This window comes from Bacillus sp. FSL K6-0972, assembly GCF_037976035.1.
In the GTDB taxonomy this organism is placed as follows: Bacteria; Bacillota; Bacilli; order Bacillales; family Bacillaceae; genus Bacillus; species Bacillus haynesii.
On sequence record NZ_CP150260.1, the window covers coordinates 4,104,661 to 4,127,562 of the forward strand.

Sequence of the window (22,902 nt, forward strand, 5' to 3'; positions counted from 1 at the left end):
AGGTTCCGGCTGACACACCGGAACCTCAAATCTATTCCCTATGCTTCTACAGATCTAAAAAACTGCGGAAGATGCTCTTTATGCGCTTCAAGCATTTCGTCCAGTATTTGTTTCGCAATTTTGTCGGACGGAACGAGCGGGTTGATTGTCATGGCCACAAGTGCGGTGTTGTAATCGCCTGTAACAGCCGCTTCAGCCGCAACGCGTTCGAACGATTTGATTTGCTGGACAAGACCTCTCACGGTGACAGGCAAATCTCCGACCGCGATCGGTTTCGGCCCGTTTTTCGTCATGACACAGTTGACTTCCACTGCGGAGTCATCCGGAATGCTCGCGATCGCTCCATTATTCATCGTATTGACAGGTTGAATGTCGTGCTTGTCATTGTAAATCGAGCTGATCAAGTTGCAGGCGGCATCACTGTAATATGCGCCGCCGCGCTTTTCAAGCTGGGGCGGTTTGATCGCCAGCTCCGGATCTTTATACAGCTCAAACAATTCCTTTTCAACTTGCTGAACGACCTCTGCACGCGTTCCTTCCGTTTTTGAAGCCTCCAGTTCATGTTCAAGCATTTCCTGTGTTTTATAGTAGTAGCGGTGGTAGCCGCACGGAATCAGGCCAAGGCCGCGGATAAAGTCCGGTTCCCACGATTCTCCGGAGATATTTTTCATCGTCATCGCATTTTCAGGATCTGCCATCGCTTCGATCACTTTGTCTTTGACACTGACGCCGTCAAGGAAAACGTCGAGTCCGAACACCATATGATTTAATCCTGCAAACTGAATGTCTATGCGGCTTTCATCAACATCGAGTGCTTTTGCAACCCCCATCTTCATGCCGATCGGCACATTGCAGAGCCCGACGACTTTTTTCAAATTTGAATAGCGGAGCAGCGCTTCGGTCACCATGCCTGCCGGGTTGGTAAAGTTGACAAGCCACGCGTCAGGACACAGTTCTTCGATGTCTTTTGCAATCTCAAGGATGACCGGAATGGTGCGAAGCCCTTTGAAAAGACCGCCCGGGCCATTTGTTTCCTGACCGATCACCCCGTATTTTAATGGAATTCGTTCATCTTTTGCTCTCGCTTCGAGCAAGCCGACGCGGAATTGCGTCGTGACAAAATCAGCGTCTTTTAAAGCCTCCCTGCGGTCGAGCGTCAGATGGACTTCGATCGGGACGCCTGCTTTTTCGACCATTCGCTTCGCCAGCGTGCCGACGATATTGAGTTTTTCCTCCCCTTCCGGTATATCGACGAGCCAGAGCTCGCTGACCGGAAGCTCGTCATGCCGTTTGATTAATCCCTCGACAAGCTCGGGCGTATAACTCGAACCTCCGCCAATTGTTACGATTTTCAATCCTTTTTTCATCAATTGACACCTCCGTGGACATTCATTTTTTCATAGAGCTCGACAATCTCCGCGGCCAAATCTTTCATGGTCATCGCATTCATTAAATGATCTTGGGCATGAATCATGAGCAGTGAAGGTTCGGTTTTCGCCCCCTTCGCTTCATTTTGGATCAAAGCTGTCTGAAAGTGATGCGCCTTGATCAGTTCTTCGTCAGCTGCCCGGATCTTTTCTTTTGCAGCTGCGAAATCTCCCTTTTTAGCTTCGGCTATCGCTTCCATGCAAAAGCTCCTGCCGTTTCCTCCGTGAAGGATAATTTGAAATATCGTTCGTTCCAATTCCTCGGACATCTTGGCACCCCTTTTCTATACACTGACCTGTTGACCGTCGCTTGCGGCCGTTCCGGCCTCCAGTTCGCTCTCTTCTTTCAGCTTTTGTTTATCCCACATTCTAAAGAACGGATAGTATATGACAAACGAGATCAACAGGTTAATCAGCTGCATGACCGCTCCGGAAATTTTTCCTCCTGTTGCCAAATAGCCGGAGAAACCGGGCGGCATCGTCCACGGCACGGCAATCCCAGCCGGCTTCGCGACAAGACCTGTGCTCATTCCAATATAGGTTGCCGTTATCATTAGCAGCGGCGACACGATGAACGGAATCAACAGCATCGGATTCATGACGATCGGCATGCCGAAAATAATCGGTTCGTTGATGTTAAAGACAGCGGGACCGATGGCGAGTCTGCCGAGCTGTTTCATTTGCTTGCTTCGCGCCCTAAGAAACATCGTAATGACCAAAGCCAAAGTAGCACCGCTGCCGCCGATGTTAATCCAAATCTCAAAAAACTGCGTCGTAAATATGTTCGGGAGCGCTTCACCGGCTTGGAAAGCGAGACGGTTTTCGTCCATCGCACCGTACCAGATCGGCGACATCACTCCGCCGACAATGTTTGCTCCATGGAGGCCGCAGGACCACAGCAGCATTTTCACGGTTTCGGCAATAAGGCTTCCGCCGAGACTGCCTCCAAGGATGGAAAGAGGTGTGCCTAAAAGTACGTTGACAATATTATGAAGGCTTTCAAACGGCGTCATTTCAATTAAAAGGCGCGCCACCCAGATCGAGCCGATAACGGCGAATCCCGGAATCAGAGCGATAAATGATTTGCTGACAGCCGGCGGTACGCCGTCCGGCATTTTGACGACAATATCCTTTTGAACGACCCAGCGGTAAACCTCAGTGGAGAACATCGCGATCAGCATGCCGACAAACAGACCTTTGCTTCCCATTAATGAAATCGGGATGCCGCCTGACACTAAAATTTCCTCTGTTGCGCCTTCAGGTGTGAACGGAATCTGGTATGGGGTCGCAAGCAGAAAAGCTGCTACGGCAATGGCGCCCGATGACAGAGCATCAATATCGTATTTCTCCGCCAGGCGGTACGCGATACCGAACGTGGCGATCAGCGCCATAATGTCAAAGCTGACATTAACCGGGTAGCTTAATTTCTCAGCCCATTGATCGCCGAAAATCCCCGCCATGAATTCCGGATATCCCGGAATCGGCAAATTGGCTAAAATGAGAAACAGCGATCCGATAATGATTAATGGCATGGTCAGAATAATACCGTCTCTGAGAGCCTGCAAATGGCGCTGAGCGGCAATTCTGCCGGCAACCGGCATGACCTTCTCCTCTAAAAACGCATTAAACTTATTCACTTGTGCCGCCTCCTTTAAGAGCCGGCAAGCTGTTCGGCGGATTTTAACACTTCTGCTCCATTACAAGTTCCGTAATGGACCGTATTGATGACATCGACGGGTACACCTTTCGATTCTCCTAATTTTTTTAATTGCGGGAGCATGTAACGGACTTGCGGGCCAAGAAGCAATACGTCGGCTTTATCGATATGATTCTGAACCTCTCCTCCGGAAACGGCCCAGATTTTATAGTCTTTGCCTTGTTCCTCTGCACTTTTTTCCATTTTCGTCACAAGCAGACTCGTTGACATTCCTGCAGCGCAAGCTAATAAGATATTCATGTTCATATGTCCCCCTTTTACGTATCGTGTCTGATCTCTTTTACAGTTCCATCATATAATGAAACCGTTTTCATATACACTTAATGATTTTCCTCAGCGAAGAGGAAAAAAGACAAGGGGACATCTTCATTTAGCATATCGATGAGCCGGCCCGCTTTTTTTGAAGACGGACATAAACTCCCCGTACGTTTTGCATTTCAGAAGCTCCCGGACAATCGCCCTGTCATCTAAAACACGGCCCAAAAATTTGTACATCTCTTGCAAATTTGCTGTATTGTCCTTTTCCACGCAAAGAAGGCAAACGAATTGAACCCTCTTATTCTCCCAGACTATCGGTTTTTGCAGCGTGCAAACCGCCCAAAAAGTCGAATCGGTTTTTGGTGTCATCGGATGCGGAATCGCTACCAGATTGCCGAAGCAAGTGGGCGCAACGGCTTCACGTTCAAAGACGGAGGCTTCAAGCTCCGTGTCTGCAAGCCCCGATTGCGTCACTTTTCCGCACAGAAAGCGGAGGACATCCTCTCTTGAAGACAGACTTTCCTGCAAAAAGACGAGCTCTTTTTTCGTATATGTCGAAGCGATTCCGTCATCTTCGGCAAGCATTTGTTCTATTTTCGTTAAATCTCCCCCTCCCAGTATTGTGTTCACTTGAATCACCGGAATGGGAAGCTCATCGGACAGCGGTATGGTGCTGATGACAAAGTCGAGTGCATGGAGCGACATTTGATTCAGCTTGTAGTAATCAACCGTTCCAAGAATTTCAAGCTTTGAACCGAATGTTGCCCGCAGTCTGTCCTGAAGCAGCATGGCGCTTCCGGCTCCTGACGCACAGACAATCATACAGCGTTTTGAGGGCCTGTTCATGTTTCGTCTTTCCATGGCTGCGCCGATATGCAGGGCGAGATAGCCCACTTCGCTTTCCTGAATGTCAAACCCCGTCTCTTTTTTGATGACTTCACCGGCTTGAATCCCTGCTTCAAATGCGAGCGGATAATTGGCTTTAATTGCGTCCAGCATCGGATTTCTGATATTCATGCCGTATCTGCAGCGATTCAAAGCCGGTTTCAGGTGAAGGCCGAGACCGATTTTTAATTCTTTGTCATTTCCAATGCCGAGGGTAAATTTTTGATCGATGGCTTTCATGATCAATTGCGTCAGCCGGTCTGTCTCTTCATCCATCATGTTTTCGATTGTATCGCTGCGAATGGAGGCCATAACCGTCCTTTTCGCGCCAAGCAGATGAATGGCGATGTATGCTGTTTCTTTTTCCGGAAATGCCACTTGCAGCTTTTGTTCAAGAGTGCGGACAATCGCCCTCGCCACTTCATATTCTTTATGATTCATAATCTCCTTTACATCTTTGGAATAAAGAGAAACATGTTTGCCGCTGCGGATACGTTTGCATGCAATGGCGACGTGAATGAGAAGATTGTTTAGTCCGATATCTGAAAGAGAAATTTGTTCTTCGCTTATTTTTTCTAAAATCGTCTGACGGATCATAGCAAGCTCTTCTTTTGGGAGAATGGATATCCGGGTATTCATAATATCAATATCCGTTTCCCGCTTTGGAAAAAGGTGCTCTGCGATGCAGGATCGCAGCTTCATCTCATCTCCCTTCAGCTTAAAGCCATAATTCGGTTTGATCTTCAGTTCAATGTTGTAAGGTTTAAGCCTTTTCTTCACATCTCTCATATCGTTTTGGACCGTCGATTTGCTGATAAACATCTCATCGGCTAAATCTTCAAGTTTGACATACTCCTCAGTTAAGAGAAGCCTTTTTAATAAATAGAGAATACGCTCATTCGGAAAAACGGGAGTAGAAAGCTCTTCATGAAAGGTGTGCTGCAGAAGCTGGCGAAAGAGGCGGTCATTCTGGATGGAGAGCCGATAGCCTGCACCTCTGATCGATTGGACGGCAGCGCCGTTTTTGGAGAGAAGCTGGTCTAATTCTTTCACATCTGACCTGATCGTCCGAGAGGTCACATTTAGCTCATTGGCCAAATATGTGCTTGTTAACGGTAATTCTGCTCCTATCAATTCGCCGAGGATAAGCTTAAGCCGAGCATTGAGCATAGAAAAAGACCCTCCCACTAAGATACTTGAACCGAGAACAAACCCATACACTGAGGTATATTCATTCTTTTTGTGAAATTTGTCTCATAGTTAAGTAAATTCTATTATGGTTGCGCTTTCAAGTCAATTTGGCCTTTCTCCAAGAAAAAAAGCCGGTTTAACCGGCTTTCAGATTCTTTTTCTCTCTTCGGTTTTTGATGATTTTCCATGCGATCGGATAGATGACAGGCGCCCATTTGACGGCGCTTTTAAACATTTTTTTCATGGCTTGGCTCCCTCCTGTTTTTTTACTGTTTTCCCTGATGAACGGGAGCCAAACCTTTTAACTATCTTGAGACATAGCGGTTCCCTTTTATCCAGAATCGCCAAGGGTATTCCCTCGCTTCACCTGAGTTGTCAATGCCAATTCGCGGACCGCTCAAAATGTCCTGGGGTTCATACCCTTTTGCAATATAAAGCGGCGGCGCCGTCAGCGGTCTGCCGTAATCGTTCATCGTGATGGAAAGCGCCTTTGTCAGCTTTCCCGGTCCGTTCGTCCAATCGCGCGGTTTCTTTCCGCTCCTTCGCTTCTCCATCAGCGCGAGGCCTTCATGGGGTTCAAGCGCTCTGATCAGCACGGCCTCAGGTTCATCGGCTCCTCCGCTTACAACATTGATGAGTGTGTGGGTGTGCATGGTATACGTATAGACCACGCCGGCTTCATGATACATGATTTCCGTACGTTTCGTCCGGCGGTTGCCGTAGCTGTGCGCCGCTCTGTCCCCGGGTCCTTTATAAGCCTCTGTCTCCACAATATATCCTGAAGCAGGCCCTTCTTCTGTTTCTTTGACGAGAAGACAGCCTAACAGGGATTGGGCGAGTTCAATTGTTGGTTTGTTGTAAAATTCGAGCGGGAGGGGTTCGTGAGCTTGATTCATTTTTGGGTGACCTCCTTTTTGCACAAAGGCGAATCGCCTCTTTGTCGATTGTGATATATTTTACCATTTTAAAAAGACGAAATGCCAGAAAATGAATGCGCCTTGATTGAGATGCTGATCTTCAATTATATTTTTGGTCTTCCGTGGATGACATTGACATATCTGTATTATTGTATACAATAATAATTATATTCTGAAAAAAGGAGGCGAAAGCTTTTTTCATGCACTCTTCAAATCCAGTCAAAAGACAGTCTGCAAGTGATTACGCTTACAACGAATTAAGAACGAAAATCATCGAACTTGAATACCCTCCCTCTGAACAGCTTGCTGAAGACAGTCTTGCAAAGGGTTTAAACATCAGCCGAACTCCTCTTCGCCAGGCTCTTTACCGGCTGGAGCTTGAAGGATTGGTCAGTAAACAGCCGAACGGCCGGCTTCGCGTATGCCCGATTTCGCTCGCTGAAGCTAAAGAGGTTTTTAAAGTGCGCGAAGCGCTTGAAGGACTACTCACTGCCGAAGCCGCACAGCTGGTGACACCGGAGAGCCTTCATCAGCTTGAAGACCGCATCGAACTAATGAAGCTGGCTGCCGTAAAGGGCCGCAAAACAGATACTGTCAAATACGGATCAGAATTTCATTCCATCTTGCACGCCATCAGCACAAATGCAACCGCAAAACGTTTTCTGGATCAGCTTGAAAGCAGGATTGAACGGTATCGCAGAATCAGCGGATACAAAAATCCTGACTACAAACCGTCTGTATCTTTCAATGAACATTTGGACATTTTTAATGCCGTCAAAGAAAAAAACAGCGTTTTGGCAGAAGCCGCCATGCGTTCCCACATTAAACGAAGCTTACGTTCCATTGAAGAAACCCTGGAACGTTCATACTAATCCGCTGAACAGCCAATGCCATTCTCACAGCACGTTTTTGACACAAAAGTTAAAAAACGAATAAGAGGTGGAAAAATGGGCAAACAAGGTGTATTTAAACCGGGATTAGAAGGCGTTATCGCTGGGGAAACGAATATTTCTTTCTTAGATACGGAAGCGGAACAAATCGTCATTAAAGGCTATGATTTAATCGAACTTGCAGAACAAAAAACATATCTTGACCTCGTCTATCTTCTCCTTCAAGATAAGCTGCCAGATCCAATGGAATTAAAAGGGATTGAAAGCGCTTTAAAAAATTCGTATGAACTGCCCGGCGGAATCTATACCATTCTGAAGTCGCTTCCGAATAATACCCATCCGATGGATGCGCTCCGAACCGGGATTTCCGCTTTGGCAGGATATGATCCTGAATTGAATGACAGGTCTCAAGCGGCAAACAGAAGCAAAGCGCTACGCTTGATCGCACAGGTTCCGAATATTACCGCCAACAGCTACCGCATCCTTCACCAGAAAAACATCATTACACCTGATAAACAGCTTTCATTCAGCCAGAACTTTTTATATATGCTGACGGAAAAAGAACCGACTCCCCAAGAAACAGCCGTCTTTGATCAGACATTAATGCTGTACAGTGAGCACGAAATGCCGAACTCCACATTTGCCGCAAGAGTCATCGCATCGACAAACACAGACATATACGGTGCTTTCACAGGCGCTGCAGCATCGCTTAAAGGACATTTGCACGGCGGTGCGAATGAAGCGGTGATGTACATGCTGCTCGAAGGAGAAACAAAATCCGGCTTCTGCAAGCTGATTGAGCATAAGTTAAGCAAAAAAGAAAAAATCATGGGCTTTGGGCACCGTGTCTATATGAGAAAGATGGACCCGCGTGCAGCCTTGCTGAAAAAAGCGCTCTATTCGCTTTCTCATAAAACCGGCAGACAGGATTTATATGAGATGTGCGATGCCGGCGAAAAGCTGATGCGCGAAGAAAAAGGCCTTTATCCGAACCTCGACTACTATGCGGCTCCGGTCTATTACCTGCTCGGCATACCGATCGATCTCTATACTCCGATATTCTTCGCGGCACGGTCGGTCGGTCTAAGCGCGCATGTCATTGAACAGCACGAAGATAACAGGCTGTTCCGCCCGAGAGTTCACTATACCGGACCGCGTCATCTTCATCCATAGTTCGCTTTGATTCAGAAAGAAGGGAGATAGATATTATGAAAACAGAAAGTCAAACGCTCCAAAATTGTGATCAATTGCTGGAAGAGATCGCCGACTATACGGTAAATGCCAAGATTTCAAGCGAAGAAGCAATTGAAACCGCCCGTTACGTCTTAATGGATACACTGGGCTGCGGCATTTTGGCGCTCAAATATCCGGAATGCGCCAAACATCTCGGTCCGATTGCCCCGGGTACGGTCGTCCCGAACGGCACCCGCGTCCCGGGAACGCAATTTGAGCTCGATCCTGTTCACGGCGCCTTCAATATCGGCTGCATGATCCGCTGGCTCGATTATAATGACACATGGCTGGCAGCCGAATGGGGCCACCCGTCAGATAACCTTGGAGCGATTTTAGCCTGCGCCGACTATGTCAGCAGGCAGCGGCTCGCGGCGGGCAAGGAACCGCTCACGATTAACGATGTCTTAACGGCCATTGTTAAGGCTCATGAAATTCAAGGCGTCCTTGCTCTCGAAAACAGCTTAAACAGAAACGGACTTGACCATGTGCTATTCGTAAAAGTCGCCTCCACTGCTGTGGCATGCTCACTATTGGGGGGCACAAAACAGGATGTTGTCAACGCCGTCTCCCAAGCCTGGGTCGATAATTCAAGCCTGCGAACGTACCGCCACGCTCCGAATACCGGCTCGCGAAAGTCCTGGGCAGCAGGTGATGCGACCAGCCGCGGCGTAAGGCTCGCGATGATGACCTTGAAAGGCGAAATGGGATATAAAACCGCTTTGTCCGCTCCAATGTGGGGTTTTCAGGATGTCTTATTCGGCGGAAAAGAATTGACGCTCGCGAGACCACTCGACTCTTATGTCATCGAAAATGTCCTTTTTAAAATTTCATATCCGGCTGAATTCCACGCCCAAACGGCTGCTGAGGCCGCGATCAGGCTTCACCCTGAAGTGAAGGACAGACTAGATGACATCGACCAAATCGTGATCACGACGCACGAATCGGCCATCCGGATTATCGACAAAACGGGCGAATTACACAATCCGGCTGACCGTGATCACTGCCTTCAGTATATAACAGCGATCGGACTGATCTACGGCGATATTACCGCTGACCATTATGAAGACGAAACCGCGCAAAATCCGGAGATCGACAGGCTGCGCGAAAAAATGACGACAGTCGAAAACAAACAGTATTCTACCGATTATCTCGATCCGGAAAAACGCTCGATCGCCAACGCTGTTCAAGTGTTTTATAAAGACGGCACACATTCGGAAAAAATCGCGGTCGAATACCCGATTGGTCATCGGCGCCGCCGCCATGAGGGCATCCCGCTCTTAAAAGACAAATTTATCAATAATTTAAAAACGCGCTTTCCGGCGGGGCAAGCGGAAAGAATCAACGCCCTGCTGAATGATCCTCACCAATTAAGCGGTACACCTGTGCCGGACTTTATGGAATTGTTTGTGATTTAGGAGGTTTTGAATATGTGGATTGTCTCGAAACAATCAACTCAGGAAGAACTGGCCAATGCATTCAGAAAGCTGATGAAAGCGCCTGATATTTTGAAAATACCCGGTGTTCATGACGGGATGGCAGCTATTACCGCAAAAAACATCGGCTTCAAAGCGCTCTATCTCTCCGGGGCGGCCTACACGGCAAGCCGCGGCCTCCCCGACCTCGGAATGATACACTCCCAGGAAATCGCTGAAAAAGCCAGCGAACTTGTGAGAGCCGCAAATCTTCCGCTTTTGGTCGATATCGACACCGGCTACGGCGGTGTCCTAAATGCGGCGCGCACGGCGGCCGAAATGGCTGAGAGCAGGGTCGCAGCCGTTCAAATCGAAGATCAGCAGATGCCTAAAAAATGCGGACATTTAAACGGAAAAACGCTTGTACCGGCAGAAGACATGATCGCAAAAATTAGAGCGATAAAAGAAACCGCCCCTTCGCTCGTCGTCGTAGCACGCACGGATGCAAAAGCAGCGGAAGGGATGGAAGCCGCCGTCAGACGCGCCAATTTATATGCCGACGCGGGAGCCGATGCCATCTTTCCGGAGGCATTAACGAGCGCAGCTGAGTTCCAGGAAATGGCTTCTTCCATTAAAGCGCCGCTCCTGGCCAATATGACCGAATTCGGAAAAACGCCTTATTACACGGCTGACGAATTCCAAATGCTCGGCTGCAGCATGGTTATTTACCCGGTAACTTCCCTGCGCGCTGCCGCGAAAGCTTATGAGCGGGTCTTCGCGGAGATTTTCGAAAAAGGCACGCAAAAGGGTGTGCTTGATGACATGCAGACGCGCGAAGAATTATATGATGCGATTCATTACTACGACTATGAAAAACTGGACGAAAATATCGCCAAAACGGTGCTTCCCGAAATCGGAAAAGAACACCGTTGATACGAGAAAAAAGGCTGCCGAAATTGTCGGCAGCCTTTTCCCCTTACATCAGCTGCATCAACGCACCGCCGGCTGCACCGGCTGCAACGATGATCCACGGCGGGAGCTTCCAGTAGACAAGCAGGCTGAACAAAACTGCAGCGAATGCAAAATCGATCGGCGCCAATATGGAGCTGGTCCAGATCGGATGATAAAATGCGGAAATCAATATTCCCACAACGGCTGCATTCACTCCCATTAAAGCGCCTTTTACTTTAGGATTGCGGCGCAGCGTATCCCAGAAGGGCAGCGTCCCCAGAATCAGCAGGAACGCCGGCAGAAAAATCGCCGCTGTGGCGAGCAATCCGCCTTGCCAGCCGCTGATCACCGCACCAAGATATGCAGCAAATGTAAACAAAGGCCCCGGAACAGCTTGGGCGGCTCCATACCCGGCCAAAAATGCTTCTTCGCTTAACCATCCCGTCGGTACAAATTCCCGTTCTAATAACGGCAAGACCACATGCCCTCCTCCGAAAACCAAAGAGCCCGACCTGTAAAAGCTGTCAAACATAGCAATCCAGCCGGAAGATGTCATTTCCCTGAGCACCGGCAGCAGAATGAGAAGTCCGAAAAACAAGCTGAGACAAACCGCCGCAAACCGGTGCGACACAGGAAACTGCATGACGGCATCATCCGTTTCAACTTGCTCTTTATAGATAAGATATCCGGCAAAAGCGGCGAGCAGGATGACTCCGACCTGTGTAAAAGCTGTCTGCCAGAGAAGGGTGGCGACTAGAGCAAACAGCGCGATCACCTTGCGCCTTTTATCAGGTGTCAGCTTTTGCGCCATACCCATAATGGCATGGGCGACTACGGCTACAGCTACGATTTTCAACCCATGAATCCAGCCGGCTGTCCCAATATCGAAGCCTTGCAGAATCATGGCAAATAATACGAGTGCTATGACAGATGGGAGAGTAAACCCGATGAACGCTAAGATTCCGCCGATGATACCGGCGCGCATCACGCCGATTCCGATCCCCACCTGGCTGCTGGCAGGGCCGGGCAGAAACTGGCATAAAGCGACCAGATCGGCATAGTTTTTTTCGTCCATCCATTTTCTTTTCCGGACATATTCGGCATGAAAATATCCTAAATGGGCGATTGGACCTCCAAATGATGTCAATCCAAGCCTGGTTGAAACGAATAGAACTTCAAGCAGCGACTTCAAGCTTCTGTCCGCTTTATGCTTTGTCATCATTCCACTCCTCTATTCTTTAATTTCTTTAAACAGTTCATATGCTTTCAATCTTGCTTCCTTCAGTACGCTTGCTCCTTTTTCCGTGGTTGAGTAGTATTTTCTGATTTTCCCGTCCACATTCTGTTCTTCTTTTCGAAGAAGTCCGTCAGATTCCATTGAATGAAGGATCGGATACAGCGTTCCCGCACTGATGTTATATCCATGCTCTTTCAATTCCTCAAGCATCCACAATCCGAAAATCGGGTGTTCGCTGGCGTGGTGCAGGATATGAATTTGAATAAATCCTAGAAATAGCTTTCGCAATACCTTATCTTCCAATACCGCACCCCCTTTGTCGAAACTCAATATCGAAATCCGATATCGATAGTATATAACGAAAGTGTAGCATCGGTTCTCTCTCTTTTCAAGGTCTTTTGCCCTTAAAAAAGCAAGCCCAAACATGGGCTTGCCTGTTTCATATCATTTACGACTACTGGTACTGTACACGATGAAGATTCGCGAAAATACCGCCGCGCTCAACAAGTTCATCATGTGTTCCTTCTTCTGCGATTCCGTTTTCTGTGACGACCACAATCCGGTCGGCATTGCGGATCGTGGCAAGTCTGTGGGCAATGACAAGCGTCGTCCTGTCTTTTGCGAGTTCTGTCAAAGCGTTTTGAATCACTTGTTCCGTCTCTGTGTCAAGTGCTGATGTGGCTTCGTCCAATATGAGAATCGGCGGGTTTTTTAGAAACATCCTGGCGATTGCGATCCTCTGCTTTTGGCCCCCTGACAGCTTCAGTCCCCTTTCGCCGACCTGGGTTTCATAACCGTCGGGAAGGGACTCGATCAGCTGTTCCAAATGCGCCATTTTGGCGGCCCGCTGAATTTCTTCATCTGTCGCATCCAGTTTTCCGTAGGCAATATTTTCACGGAGCGTCCCCGTAAAAAGAAACACATCCTGCTGGACGATGCCGATTTGCGAACGGAGAGAGCGTTTTGTCATATCGCGAATATCGATGCCGTCAATTGTGATGGCTCCGCCGTCTATATCGTAAAAACGCGGAATCAGCGAGCTGATCGTCGTTTTGCCAGCTCCCGACGGCCCGACAAAAGCAACCGTTTCTCCGGCTGTTATTGACAGATCGATGCCTTGCAGGACAGGTTTATGTTTCTCATAGCCGAACGTCACATTCTTGAAGACGATGTTTCCTTCCAACGCCGTGACATCAATCGCATCTTTGCGGTCGACAATCTGCGGCTTTGTATCGATCAACTCCGTAAACCGCTTAAATCCTGCCATTCCTTTAGGATAAAGCTCCAAAATGGCGCTGATTTTATCAATCGGCTTAAACAACACGTTGACATAAAGAACAAATCCGACGAATTCCCCGTATGACATATTCCCGGAAAAACTGAGCCAAGCTCCGAACACAAGCACTGCCAGAATCATCAGCCGCGTCATCAAAAAGGTTCCGGCAGTCGTGAGAGCCATCGTTTTGTAGCCTTTCAGCTTCGCCTTGCGGAACTTTTGATTGTTTTTTAAAAACCGGGAAATCTCAAATCGCTCATTCGTAAAAGATTGAACGACGCGAACACCTGAAACGCTGTCCTCAACCCTGGCGTTCACATCGGCGATTTCGCTGTACATCTGGCGCCAAGCGCGGTTCATTCTAATATTTGAATAAGTGATTAATATAATCAATAACGGCACAAACAAAACAGCAACCAATGCAAGCTTCACATTAATCGTCAGCATAATCCAAAATGCACCTAAAAAGGTCATCACGGCGATGAACAAATCTTCCGGTCCGTGATGGGCCAGCTCTCCGATATCAAACAGATCATTTGTGATGCGGCTGATGATATGTCCCGTTTTTGTATTGTCAAAGTAGCGGAAAGATTGGCGCTGTACATGTTGGAAAAGCTCCTGGCGCATATCTGTTTCGATGTTGATGCCTAGCTTATGCCCGAGATAATTGACAATGTACTGCAGGCCTGTGCTGAGCAAGTAAATCAGTAAGAGGCCGATGCTTACCCAGACGATTTCAAGCCAGTCTCCCCCAGGAATCAGCGTATCGATGAACCACTGAACGACTAGGGGAAAAGCCAGCTCCAGCAGTGCGACGATGATCGCGCTGCTAAAATCGATGAAAAATAGACGTTTATGAGGTTTATAGTATGAAAAAAAGCGGCGTATCATAGGATGATGTGCACTCCTTTTGAAAATCTTTACGAGATTGATCGTATCACAGTTTGACATCGGAAGTGCAAAAATTTCGAAAAATAATTGAAAATTATTCTCAAGTAGACTTTTTTATAAAGGAATTCCCGCTTCTTTTATTCCCTGTGCAACAAGCTTAGCGATTTCATTTGCCCCAAAGTCACAAAAGTGCGTGTCATCCCTGGCTCCGTCCGGATAGTTGGGGTGTTCCCCCGGTTCAAGCCATAAAAACAGCTTTTTGGAAGCTTCCGGTCCCATCGATTCGAGCAATTGACGGCTTTTGAAGGCGAGATCGATGAGCGGCACCCGAAGCTCTTCCGCAAGCTGTATCATCGCATCAGGATAGTCGCCATGGGTATTTTTGAACCGGCCATCGCTTTCAAATGATCTTCTCTGGACCGGTGTAATCAGGACCGGATTGGCTTTCTTTAACCGGGCGTCATCAATGTAACGGCGCAAATGCTGCTTGTAAGTTGTGTATGGCTCTGTATAGCGATCATCCAATTTTTGATCGTTATGACCGAACTGGACAAACAAATAATCACCGCTTCGGATCTGTGTCATGATTCGCTCCAGCCTGCCTTCTTCAATAAAGCTTCTAGAGCTTCTTCCTGATGCCGCTTCATTTCGGATCAAAACACCGTCGCTTAAAAACGCGTCAATTTTCTGTCCCCAGCCTGCACGCGGCGCCCTGCCCCCATCATAGTCGCAAACCGTTGAATCCCCGGCCAAAAACAACTGAATGTCTTGCATCATCCATCCCCCTAATCCCTTTTTATTTTATATTAAAACGCCCCTCAAGGAACTGCAACATAATATACATAATTACCCATTTTGTTCTTTATACGACTCCTTTTTATAAAAAAAGGCCAACAATTGACAGAAAACTATCAATTTACACTAATTTTTTTTAGAAATTTATCTAAAAATATTTACTTGGATGGTAAATGATGATAGATTAATTAAACAAGAAAAGGAATATAGTTGATCGCGATCTCGTTTCTACCTTTTCTTGAACATAATAGGACGTCCTCTACTTTAACATTGCATTTAGGAGGAACTTATCGATGCTTAAACGAAAATTCATTCGCAAAATCAGTGTTGGTCTATTAGCTTCTGCAGCATTGTTTTCATTTATCATTCCTACCCAAGGGGCAAATGCTCAAGAGGTGAAAACAAATCATTTTAGAGGACCGATCTTTTGTCCGCCGCCATTCAAGCCGTCACCTAAGCCGCAGCCGCCTCAAAAACCGCAGCCGGATAATCCGCAACCGGATAACCCGACTCAGAAGCCTGTGCTTGAAGCAAAAACCATTAACAGCAATAAAGAGTGGTCAACTTCAGACATTGAAATTACTTATAGACCAAACGCGTTTGTCGGTTCAAGCTATGTTGAATTTCATTTCCCGTACCGCTTTCATGCAAGCACAAGAGATACACTAAATGGAAAAACGCTTGACTATACACAAATTTTAAATGACGGACAAACGGTCCGTGTCCCTGTCTATGCTTTAAGCTCTTCTGAGTTCAAACTGGTCATGGTTCGGAAAACGCTTCCAAACGCAGGTACTCACAGAATTACTGCTGAACTGCAGCAAAATGGAAAAAACATCAACCATGCTGAAACAACTTTGGAGATTGTTCCTCGTTAAACCAATGTTCGGCCTGCCGGCATGAAATTGTCGGCAGCCGTTCTGCTGTATTTTTCTTTACATATCATGCATTTTTTAAAAGTTTTTAGAATTTTCCTCGAAAAATATTTACTTGATTGGTAAACGGTGATAGATTGATGGGACAGAAAAAGGAATATAGTGGATTATGAACTTATTTATTTCCTTTTTCATTTTTTTTTAAAAACGTTCATTAGGAGGGGTAAGTACATGTTAAAACGTAAATTTATCGGAAAAATGGGAGTCGGCCTATTAACTTCGGCAGCATTGTTTTCTTTCCTTCTTCCGACAGAGGAAGCGAGCGCCACTTTTTACAGAAATGCTCCGACGCTGCATGTCGAAACGGTTGACAGCAACAAAGAGTGGACAACTTCAGACATTGAAGTCACTTACAAACCGAACTCTTTTGTCGGTTCAAGCTATGTTGAATTTAACTTCCCATACCGATTCCATGCGAATACGAGAGATTCGCTGAACGGCAGAACACTGAGCTATACACAGATTTTAAATGACGGGCAAACGGTCAGAGTGCCGGTTTACGCTTTCAGCTCTTCTGAGTTCAAACTGGTCATGGTTCGGAAAACGCTTCCAAACGCAGGCACTCACAGAATCACCGCAGAGCTGCAAAAGTTCGGACGAAACTACAACCACGCTGAAACTACAGTTGATATCCTGCCACGCTAAAAACATTACAGCCTGCCGGCAAAAGAGCCGGCAGGCTTTTTTTCATTTAAGCGCTGCCCGCCGAACCAGCATGTTAAAACAAGCGAGCGCGCTGATATTGCAAAACAGAATGACGACTGCCATCGGCAAAGCTGTATGGCTTCCGCCAATACCGACGAGCGGCGCCGCGGCAGCGCCTAAAATAAACGGAAGCAGTCCTAAAAGCGCAGATGCGCTCCCGGCCGATTTTCCCTGGCTCTGCATGGCCAAGGATCCGCTGGTCGTCGTCACGATTCCGATGCAGGAAACCACGACAAACAGCGGGATTAAAATAAGAATCAGCGGTGCTTTAAAAAAGACAGAAACAAATAAAACAACGCTTGCGGTAAAAGACAGCAGCAAACCGCTTCGCAAAAGGGACGCTTCGCCGAACCGGCCGGCAAGCCTGCCCGTAATCTGAGCTGCGATAATAATGCCCAGGCCGTTTAATGCGAAACAAAAACTAAAGGCTTGAGCCGACAATTTGTAAATGTCCTGCAAAACAAACGGAGAGGCCGATATATAGCCGAACATCCCCGCTACGATCAGCCCTTGCGCCAAGGCATATCCCATAAATGTGCGCTGGCCGAAGAGCCTTCCAAATGATACAAACGTCTCTTTGAACCCGCCTGCCGTACGGTTTTCCGGAGACAGCGACTCTTTAACCCCGAATATAACGGACAAAATCATCAGCAAGCCAAAAAGGCCGATAATGAAAAATACGCCGTTCCAAGTCGTCCATTTCATCAGCTGGCCGCCCGCTACCGGGGATATGATAGGCGCAATCCCGTTAACCAGCATCAAGAGCGAAAAGAACTTTGTCAATTCTGTACCAGAATATAGATCACGGGCAATTGCGCGTGATATGACAATGCCGCCTGCACCCGCTGCACCTTGAATAAACCGCATCGCAATCAAGACCCATACAGAGGATGTCATAGCACATAAAAAAGAGGCCGCGGCAAAAACGGACAGCGAAACGATCAGCGGGAGCCTTCTTCCGAGGACATCGCTGAAAGGGCCGATGACAATTTGCCCGATTGCCAGCCCCAGTAAACACGATGTTAAACTGAGCTGAACGACTGAAGCATTCGTATGTAAATCAGATGCCATCTGCGGAAGGCCGGGCAAATATAAATCGATCACAACCGGACCGATTCCTGATAAAATACCCAATATGACAGCGATCCATAACCTGTTCGGCTTAGCTTTTGACTGAGCCGCAAGATCTGCCTGGCTGTTAAGCGTACCCATTGGATCACTCCTTTTTTATATTTTGAAATCCGCCCTCGAAACCTTCCAATGTATTGTATACCTTAAGCTATGAAGATGACAATCAGAAAAACCGGGCGAACCCGGCTGATTAGTAAGATTCATATCTTTTAAAAACAAAAACGGTGCACATGAACAAAAGAAGCACAATTCCCGAAGACGAAAACACCATCCAGCCGAAAGCATGGTCCCATGAACCGTGCATGATAAAATAGCCAGCCTGGCTTTTCGCCTTATCAGGCATCCATTCGGTAAAGCGGGGAAATAAGGAACCCGCCAGTGAAACGAAGGCGATGAAACTGATGCTCATGCCGGCAATCCCCCCGATATGGCGAAACAGAGCACTGAAAAACATCGTGACCGACATGACAAATATAATCCATATACTGTACACGGATAAACTAAATAAAAACCGGTCAAATTCAACCTTGCCAAATAGAAGATTTGTATAATAGAAAGCCAAACCGTAGCTCACAGCAAACGAAACCAATACGAGCAGCACCTGCTGAAGCCACTTGCTGCCGATATACTGAAGCGGGCTGACAGGTCTCGCCATCACCAATGAAAGGGACCCTTGGTTTCGTTCGTGGACAATGCTGCCCATCACGCTGAAAACGAAAATTGCCGTACCAACCGTGCCGAACTGGGACAAGGTGCTCGCCATTACCTCTTCACCTCTCGGCCTTGGTATGTCGATCACGGCTCCCTCAGGCAAATTCCCGGCCATATCGATTATTTGAGGCATATAATACATGCTGAGCGGCTGAATCAAGCCTAGAAGGATCAAAATGACAGGCAGCCAAAGCAGCTTTCCGTCCCTCCAGCTTTCCGTCCATTCTTTTTGAAATAACATAAAAAATGAATTCATAGCCCTATCACCTTCAAATACATATCTTCCAAGGACATCGTTTTTTGTTCAAAACGAACAATCGATACTTGTCTGTTCAAGCATTCAGCCAACAGTCGGCGGCTGTCAGACCGGTCTGTTAAATAAAATTCAGCTTGTGAAGGCTTATGGTACATGACTTTGCTGACATAAGGCAGGTGTTCCAGCCATCCTTCAAGGCTTTCTTCAGCTGTCAAGATATAAGATGGCTTTAAATGCCGGTTCTTTAATCTATGAAGCGGACCAGACCATTTGACAGTCCCTTCTTTCAGCATGATCACCTGATCGCACACCTCTTCGGCATCATGCAGCACATGAGTCGAAAATAGGATGGTCATCTTCTTTTTTAAATCCTTCATCATATCAAGCACTTCGCGCCGCCCCGCCGGATCCAGCGCGGAAACAGGTTCATCCAAAATCAACAGCCTCGGCTCATGAACCAAAGCCTGCGCCAGCCCGAGCCTTTGCTTCATCCCTCCTGAAAAACCGCCGATTTTCCGGTCTTCTTCCTTTTCCAGACCGACATAGCGCAAAGCGGTTCGACTCTTTTCCAGGGCTTCACGACGTTTCATTTTGGAGAGCCTTGCGGCGAATACCATATATTCTAAAGCTGTCATCCATGAAAAAAACGCAGGATGCTGAGGCAAATATCCGATTTCCAGCCTGTTTATCGATTCTCTCCCCAAAAAGCGGATGCGTCCTGATGTAGGGGCCAATAAACCGGAAAGCATTTGCAATGTCGTCGTTTTTCCCGCTCCGTTCGGCCCGAGAAGGGCAACGCATTGCTGATATTCAAGGTCAAAACTGACATTTTGGACAGCTTGGTGCTGCTGATACATTTTTGTTAAACCATTGACGGACAGCATCACACCCGCCTCCTCTCATATGTTTTTTTACCGATGATAAAGTAAGAGACGGGACCGACAAAACTGATCCCGAAAATGATCAAAATCCACATCCACTTTGGGCCATTCGTTTTCTCCTGTTTGATGCAACTGACCAATGCGGACACTGCTAAAATGAAATACAGCACAATGAAAGGAGCGAGCAGCGCCCAAGGTATATCTGTTTCAGTCATGATGACGGCCTCCTTTTCTTATGAAACGGCCTTACAACAAATAAATAATAGAATAATAAAGGCATCGGTGTTTGGATCAAGCCCCATATTCCCCAAAACCACGCATTGGCTCCCTTTTTCTTCGCATTAAGAAATAGAAAGATACTCTGCGCAAATAAAAGCGGCGAAATGTAAAGCAGCAGCAGCAGTTTTTCCTGAGTCATGTCAAGATTCATTTAATCAGCCTCCCCGTCAGCCGTACGCCGCCTTTTTTCTATCAGGGCGAGCGCTGGCAGCAATATAAGCGCCGCTCCCTGCACCATGATAAAAACAGCCGGTACTTGAATGGAAATCGTCAAGTAAGCCGATAAAATCACCAGCGCCATGACGATAAAACAAAGCAATTCCTTTTTGAGCGCCCGCTTGCGCTCTTGCTTAAACCGTGCTAAACGCTGATTCAGTTCAAATACTTGAGGAACCGGCGGCACAAAGTTATCATCAATTCTTTCGAGTTCGCGTTTCAACTGTGTAACCGTTTCTTTTTCATCTCGGTCAGTCACTGTTCCCACTCCTTTCGAATCTTCTTTAATCCATGATGCACGCGCGATTTGACGGTACCTTCTTTTATTTTCAGCATGTTTGCCACTTCAGGGTAAGTAAACCCGTAATAGTGTCTTAACAAAATTGGCATTCTGAACTCAGGCTCAAGAGCAGCAAAAAGCTCCAAGTATTCGCTCCATTCGTGGCCGTGAAGGGCTGACATCCATTTCATTTTTCGCAATGCTTCCTCCCCTGCTGCTTGCGTTTTCCGGTTTTCGCGTTTTTTCCGGCGCTGATGGTCGATAAACAGCCGGGAAGCAATAGAAATCAGCCATGTTGAAAATTTCGCGTTGCCTTGAAACTGATGAAGGCTGACATACGCTTTCAGCATCGTTTCCTGGACCAAGTCCTCTGTGAGATCTGGGTTCAGCGTTAATTTCAGAACATATTGATATACAAAGGGATAGTGGAGCTGAAACAGTATCGTAAAAGCCTCATCTTCCCCGTCTTTTGCCCGTATGATCAGTTCTTTTTCATCTGCTTGATCCACAAAACGCCAACCCCCTTTCTTTTTGTCTCTGTATCTAGGACGACGGCTGCAAGCAAACCGTTCAATTCTATTTCAATAAGATAAAAAATCATCTTGTTTTCCGACCGGGATTTATGATGTACTTGAATTTAAAAGGGGCGTGAGTAAAAAGGGATGGAGCTGCAAAAACAAATCGTCTATGAAGAAAAACAAATTTTAATGAAAGATCATATGATCTTTTGGGGTGCCGTCTTTTGTTTCTGGTTTGCTACATACATTTATGTCCCTGTTTTCGGATTATATTTAGACAACATCGGATTTTCATATTCAGCAATAGGAATTGTATTGGGAAGCTACGGCGTTACGCAGATATTACTGCGGTTTCCGTTCGGCATCCTGTCAGATGTTCTTTCGCCGCTTAGAAAACAGCTGTTGATCAGCGGCTTTGCAATGTCTCTGTTGAGCTGCTGCATATTTCTGCTGTTCGATTCGTTCATCATGGTGATCACGGCCAGGCTGCTCGCCGGTATGACTGCGGCAATGTGGGTGATGGCAACCGTTTTATACTCGCAGTATTTCACAAAAGATCAATCGTCAAAAGCAATGGGCATCCTGCAGTTTTTAACGGTTCTCCCCCAATTTATCAGCATGGCTGTCAGCGGGTACCTCGTCCATTTGTTCGGCTGGATGTTTCCGTTTTGGATCGGTGTTGCCGTTTCGTGCATCGGACTGATTCTGTCATTTTACATTAAAGATAACGGGCCCGGCCATACGGCCAAGGGGATGGCTTTGTCAGACTATGTTAGACAGACGTTGCGTCTTCCTGATTTAAAAGCGATTACAACATTATCGTTTTTAGCCCACGCTGTGCTATTTATGACCGTGTTCGGTTTCACGCCGATTTACGCGGAATCGGTCGGCATCGATGAGAAACAGCTGATTTGGGTCATGTGCGCTTTTTTTGTTCCGCAAACGCTGGCTTCCGTGTGGTGTATCTTTTACAAAGTAAAGGCCGCCGATGCACTGATATGGATATCTTATGTGATAACGACTGTTTTCTTTTGCTTGCTGCCGTTTGCCGAGACTCTTTTCGCGGTGTGTGTGATCCACGCCGTGACAGGACTGACATTGGGATTTATTTTTCCGCTTTTGGTCAGCAAAGTCGTTCAGCTTGGTACGCCTCAGCTCAAAATGTCTGTGATGGGTTTCTATCAATCTTTTTATGCGCTCGGTTTCTTTCTCGGACCGGTTGTGGCGGGAAAAGTGGCTGAACTGTTCGGGCTGCGGGAGGTGTTTTGGTTTGCCGGAGCTTTGTCATTGGCGGGAGCAGGAGTGATGCTCGTTTCAAAGCAGTTTTCGATACGTACAAAAAGCAGGCGGGGATGATGCCTGCTTTTTGCTTTGCTCAATAAGATATTTTAGCAGAACCGGCAGGATACCAATAGCCATTCTGCGCTTTTGCCCATCCGTAAACCATATCGCCTGAATTGACCTTTTCTCTGATCAGCTCAAGCCTTTCGCTCGAGTTTGCCTCATACCTGCTTCCCGTTTTCGCTGGTATTTTCACAGATAAAATGTTGTCCTTCAATGTATCAGGCTCCTCATCAGTGCTTGTCCATGCGACTCTTTCATAATAAGTCTGATTAAACGGACTCTCCAATCCTTTAATATAAAAGCGGACTGTTTTGCCAACCACCTTGACATCTGTATATGCCGTGCTGTAGGGATGAATCGATTCCTGAGAAATTGACTTTCCGTATGCCAAAACAGACGTTCCGCCGGCACCGCAAAGCATGATTCCCAACATTAAAACGACAGCTGCCAACTTTTTCAACATGAAAACTCCTCCCTTTTGTTTTTGTTTTCTATACATGTTTAATTTTACCATATAGATCGTTTGCTTTTTTGCTGTGAGTTTGTACATTTATTGAATATAGGAA

At 46.9% G+C, this 22,902-nt stretch carries 26 protein-coding genes; 7 read left to right on the top strand and 19 right to left on the bottom strand.

The window, feature by feature from the left end; genetic code table 11:
* Nucleotides 1-38: 38 nt before the first annotated feature.
* The 7 genes from licH to MKX80_RS20930 form a co-directional block, all read right to left on the bottom strand.
* Nucleotides 39-1,367: a 6-phospho-beta-glucosidase LicH gene (gene licH, locus MKX80_RS20900; RefSeq protein ID WP_154996666.1), complete on the bottom strand. Its 1,329-nt coding sequence runs from the start codon at nucleotides 1,365-1,367 to the stop codon at nucleotides 39-41.
* Entirely contained in the window at nucleotides 1,367-1,696 is a 330-nt protein-coding gene (locus MKX80_RS20905) for a PTS lactose/cellobiose transporter subunit IIA (protein ID WP_020453402.1), read from the bottom strand. The genes licH and MKX80_RS20905 overlap by 1 nt, the downstream gene beginning before the upstream one ends.
* Nucleotides 1,697-1,711: 15 nt before the next feature.
* Entirely contained in the window at nucleotides 1,712-3,064 is a 1,353-nt protein-coding gene (gene celB, locus MKX80_RS20910; RefSeq protein WP_268310556.1) for a PTS cellobiose transporter subunit IIC, read from the bottom strand.
* Nucleotides 3,065-3,078: 14 nt separating this feature from the next.
* Nucleotides 3,079-3,384: a PTS lichenan transporter subunit IIB gene (gene licB / locus MKX80_RS20915; RefSeq protein WP_003186297.1), complete on the bottom strand. Its 306-nt coding sequence runs from the start codon at nucleotides 3,382-3,384 to the stop codon at nucleotides 3,079-3,081.
* Between the two features lie 126 nt (nucleotides 3,385-3,510).
* Nucleotides 3,511-5,457: a BglG family transcription antiterminator gene (locus tag MKX80_RS20920; RefSeq protein ID WP_234112403.1), complete on the bottom strand. Its 1,947-nt coding sequence runs from the start codon at nucleotides 5,455-5,457 to the stop codon at nucleotides 3,511-3,513.
* Between the two features lie 157 nt (nucleotides 5,458-5,614).
* Nucleotides 5,615-5,722 (bottom strand): hypothetical protein, encoded by a 108-nt coding sequence (locus MKX80_RS20925; protein ID WP_234112404.1) that lies wholly within the window; start codon nucleotides 5,720-5,722, stop codon nucleotides 5,615-5,617.
* A gap of 61 nt (nucleotides 5,723-5,783) precedes the next feature.
* A complete protein-coding gene (locus MKX80_RS20930) occupies nucleotides 5,784-6,374 on the bottom strand; it encodes a DNA-3-methyladenine glycosylase (protein WP_154996672.1) in 591 nt (196 codons plus the stop codon).
* A 221-nt stretch (nucleotides 6,375-6,595) separates the two neighbouring features.
* On the opposite strand from MKX80_RS20930, the gene MKX80_RS20935 reads away from it, so the two are divergent.
* The 4 genes from MKX80_RS20935 (at nucleotide 6,596) to prpB (ending at nucleotide 10,863) form a co-directional block, all read left to right on the top strand.
* Nucleotides 6,596-7,267 carry a GntR family transcriptional regulator gene (locus MKX80_RS20935; RefSeq protein ID WP_003186304.1) on the top strand — a complete coding sequence of 224 codons (672 nt, stop codon included), beginning with the start codon at nucleotides 6,596-6,598 and terminating at the stop codon, nucleotides 7,265-7,267.
* 75 nt (nucleotides 7,268-7,342) lie between these two features.
* Nucleotides 7,343-8,458, top strand: coding sequence for a citrate synthase (mmgD, locus tag MKX80_RS20940; RefSeq protein ID WP_182069842.1), 1,116 nt, complete (start codon nucleotides 7,343-7,345; stop codon nucleotides 8,456-8,458).
* Between the two features lie 35 nt (nucleotides 8,459-8,493).
* On the top strand, nucleotides 8,494-9,933 hold the full coding sequence (locus MKX80_RS20945) for a bifunctional 2-methylcitrate dehydratase/aconitate hydratase (RefSeq protein ID WP_182069840.1): 1,440 nt from the start codon (nucleotides 8,494-8,496) through the stop codon (nucleotides 9,931-9,933).
* A 12-nt stretch (nucleotides 9,934-9,945) separates the two neighbouring features.
* A complete protein-coding gene (gene prpB, locus MKX80_RS20950) occupies nucleotides 9,946-10,863 on the top strand; it encodes a methylisocitrate lyase (RefSeq protein ID WP_154996678.1) in 918 nt (305 codons plus the stop codon).
* Nucleotides 10,864-10,906: 43 nt separating this feature from the next.
* On the opposite strand, the gene MKX80_RS20955 is transcribed toward prpB, so the two are convergent.
* From MKX80_RS20955 to MKX80_RS20970, 4 genes are all read right to left on the bottom strand, one after another.
* Nucleotides 10,907-12,100 (bottom strand): chromate transporter, encoded by a 1,194-nt coding sequence (locus MKX80_RS20955; RefSeq protein WP_186807199.1) that lies wholly within the window; start codon nucleotides 12,098-12,100, stop codon nucleotides 10,907-10,909.
* Nucleotides 12,101-12,112: 12 nt separating this feature from the next.
* Nucleotides 12,113-12,421, bottom strand: a complete 309-nt coding sequence (locus tag MKX80_RS20960; protein WP_020453412.1) for a PadR family transcriptional regulator — start codon at nucleotides 12,419-12,421, stop codon at nucleotides 12,113-12,115.
* Nucleotides 12,422-12,572: 151 nt separating this feature from the next.
* Complete coding sequence (locus MKX80_RS20965) at nucleotides 12,573-14,285, bottom strand: ABC transporter ATP-binding protein (RefSeq protein ID WP_182069838.1); 1,713 nt, start codon at nucleotides 14,283-14,285, stop codon at nucleotides 12,573-12,575.
* Nucleotides 14,286-14,399: 114 nt separating this feature from the next.
* Nucleotides 14,400-15,062 carry a rhamnogalacturonan acetylesterase gene (locus MKX80_RS20970; RefSeq protein WP_182069836.1) on the bottom strand — a complete coding sequence of 221 codons (663 nt, stop codon included), beginning with the start codon at nucleotides 15,060-15,062 and terminating at the stop codon, nucleotides 14,400-14,402.
* Between the two features lie 311 nt (nucleotides 15,063-15,373).
* On the opposite strand from MKX80_RS20970, the gene bslB (MKX80_RS20975) reads away from it, so the two are divergent.
* Nucleotides 15,374-15,958, top strand: a complete 585-nt coding sequence (gene bslB, locus MKX80_RS20975; protein ID WP_154998743.1) for a biofilm surface layer hydrophobin BslB — start codon at nucleotides 15,374-15,376, stop codon at nucleotides 15,956-15,958.
* Between the two features lie 228 nt (nucleotides 15,959-16,186).
* The gene (bslB, locus tag MKX80_RS20980) at nucleotides 16,187-16,660 is read left to right on the top strand and encodes a biofilm surface layer hydrophobin BslB (protein WP_154998741.1); all 474 of its coding nucleotides are present in this window, start codon (nucleotides 16,187-16,189) and stop codon (nucleotides 16,658-16,660) included.
* A gap of 42 nt (nucleotides 16,661-16,702) precedes the next feature.
* Here the strand turns inward: bslB (MKX80_RS20980) and MKX80_RS20985 are convergent, their stop codons facing one another.
* The 7 genes from MKX80_RS20985 to sigY all read right to left on the bottom strand — a co-directional run bounded on the left by MKX80_RS20985 (nucleotide 16,703) and on the right by sigY (nucleotide 20,983).
* Nucleotides 16,703-17,932 carry a multidrug effflux MFS transporter gene (locus MKX80_RS20985; protein WP_182069834.1) on the bottom strand — a complete coding sequence of 410 codons (1,230 nt, stop codon included), beginning with the start codon at nucleotides 17,930-17,932 and terminating at the stop codon, nucleotides 16,703-16,705.
* Nucleotides 17,933-18,041: 109 nt separating this feature from the next.
* Nucleotides 18,042-18,818, bottom strand: a complete 777-nt coding sequence (locus MKX80_RS20990; protein ID WP_154998736.1) for an ABC transporter permease subunit — start codon at nucleotides 18,816-18,818, stop codon at nucleotides 18,042-18,044.
* Nucleotides 18,815-19,702, bottom strand: coding sequence for an ABC transporter ATP-binding protein (locus tag MKX80_RS20995; RefSeq protein WP_182069830.1), 888 nt, complete (start codon nucleotides 19,700-19,702; stop codon nucleotides 18,815-18,817). Before MKX80_RS20995 ends, MKX80_RS20990 begins: the two co-directional genes overlap by 4 nt.
* The gene (locus MKX80_RS21000) at nucleotides 19,702-19,914 is read right to left on the bottom strand and encodes a PLD nuclease N-terminal domain-containing protein (RefSeq protein WP_154998732.1); all 213 of its coding nucleotides are present in this window, start codon (nucleotides 19,912-19,914) and stop codon (nucleotides 19,702-19,704) included. The genes MKX80_RS20995 and MKX80_RS21000 overlap by 1 nt, the downstream gene beginning before the upstream one ends.
* A complete protein-coding gene (locus MKX80_RS21005; protein WP_025810585.1) occupies nucleotides 19,911-20,129 on the bottom strand; it encodes a hypothetical protein in 219 nt (72 codons plus the stop codon). The genes MKX80_RS21000 and MKX80_RS21005 overlap by 4 nt, the downstream gene beginning before the upstream one ends.
* Complete coding sequence (locus MKX80_RS21010; protein ID WP_154998729.1) at nucleotides 20,130-20,453, bottom strand: YxlC family protein; 324 nt, start codon at nucleotides 20,451-20,453, stop codon at nucleotides 20,130-20,132. It abuts the gene before it with no gap.
* Nucleotides 20,450-20,983, bottom strand: a complete 534-nt coding sequence (gene sigY / locus MKX80_RS21015; RefSeq protein WP_154998727.1) for an RNA polymerase sigma factor SigY — start codon at nucleotides 20,981-20,983, stop codon at nucleotides 20,450-20,452. The genes MKX80_RS21010 and sigY overlap by 4 nt, the downstream gene beginning before the upstream one ends.
* Nucleotides 20,984-21,136: 153 nt before the next feature.
* Between sigY and MKX80_RS21020 the strand changes: the two genes are divergently transcribed.
* Complete coding sequence (locus tag MKX80_RS21020) at nucleotides 21,137-22,348, top strand: MFS transporter (protein WP_234112407.1); 1,212 nt, start codon at nucleotides 21,137-21,139, stop codon at nucleotides 22,346-22,348.
* A gap of 19 nt (nucleotides 22,349-22,367) precedes the next feature.
* Here the strand turns inward: MKX80_RS21020 and MKX80_RS21025 are convergent, their stop codons facing one another.
* On the bottom strand, nucleotides 22,368-22,799 hold the full coding sequence (locus MKX80_RS21025) for an enoyl-CoA hydratase (RefSeq protein WP_154998723.1): 432 nt from the start codon (nucleotides 22,797-22,799) through the stop codon (nucleotides 22,368-22,370).
* Nucleotides 22,800-22,902: the final 103 nt, after the last annotated feature.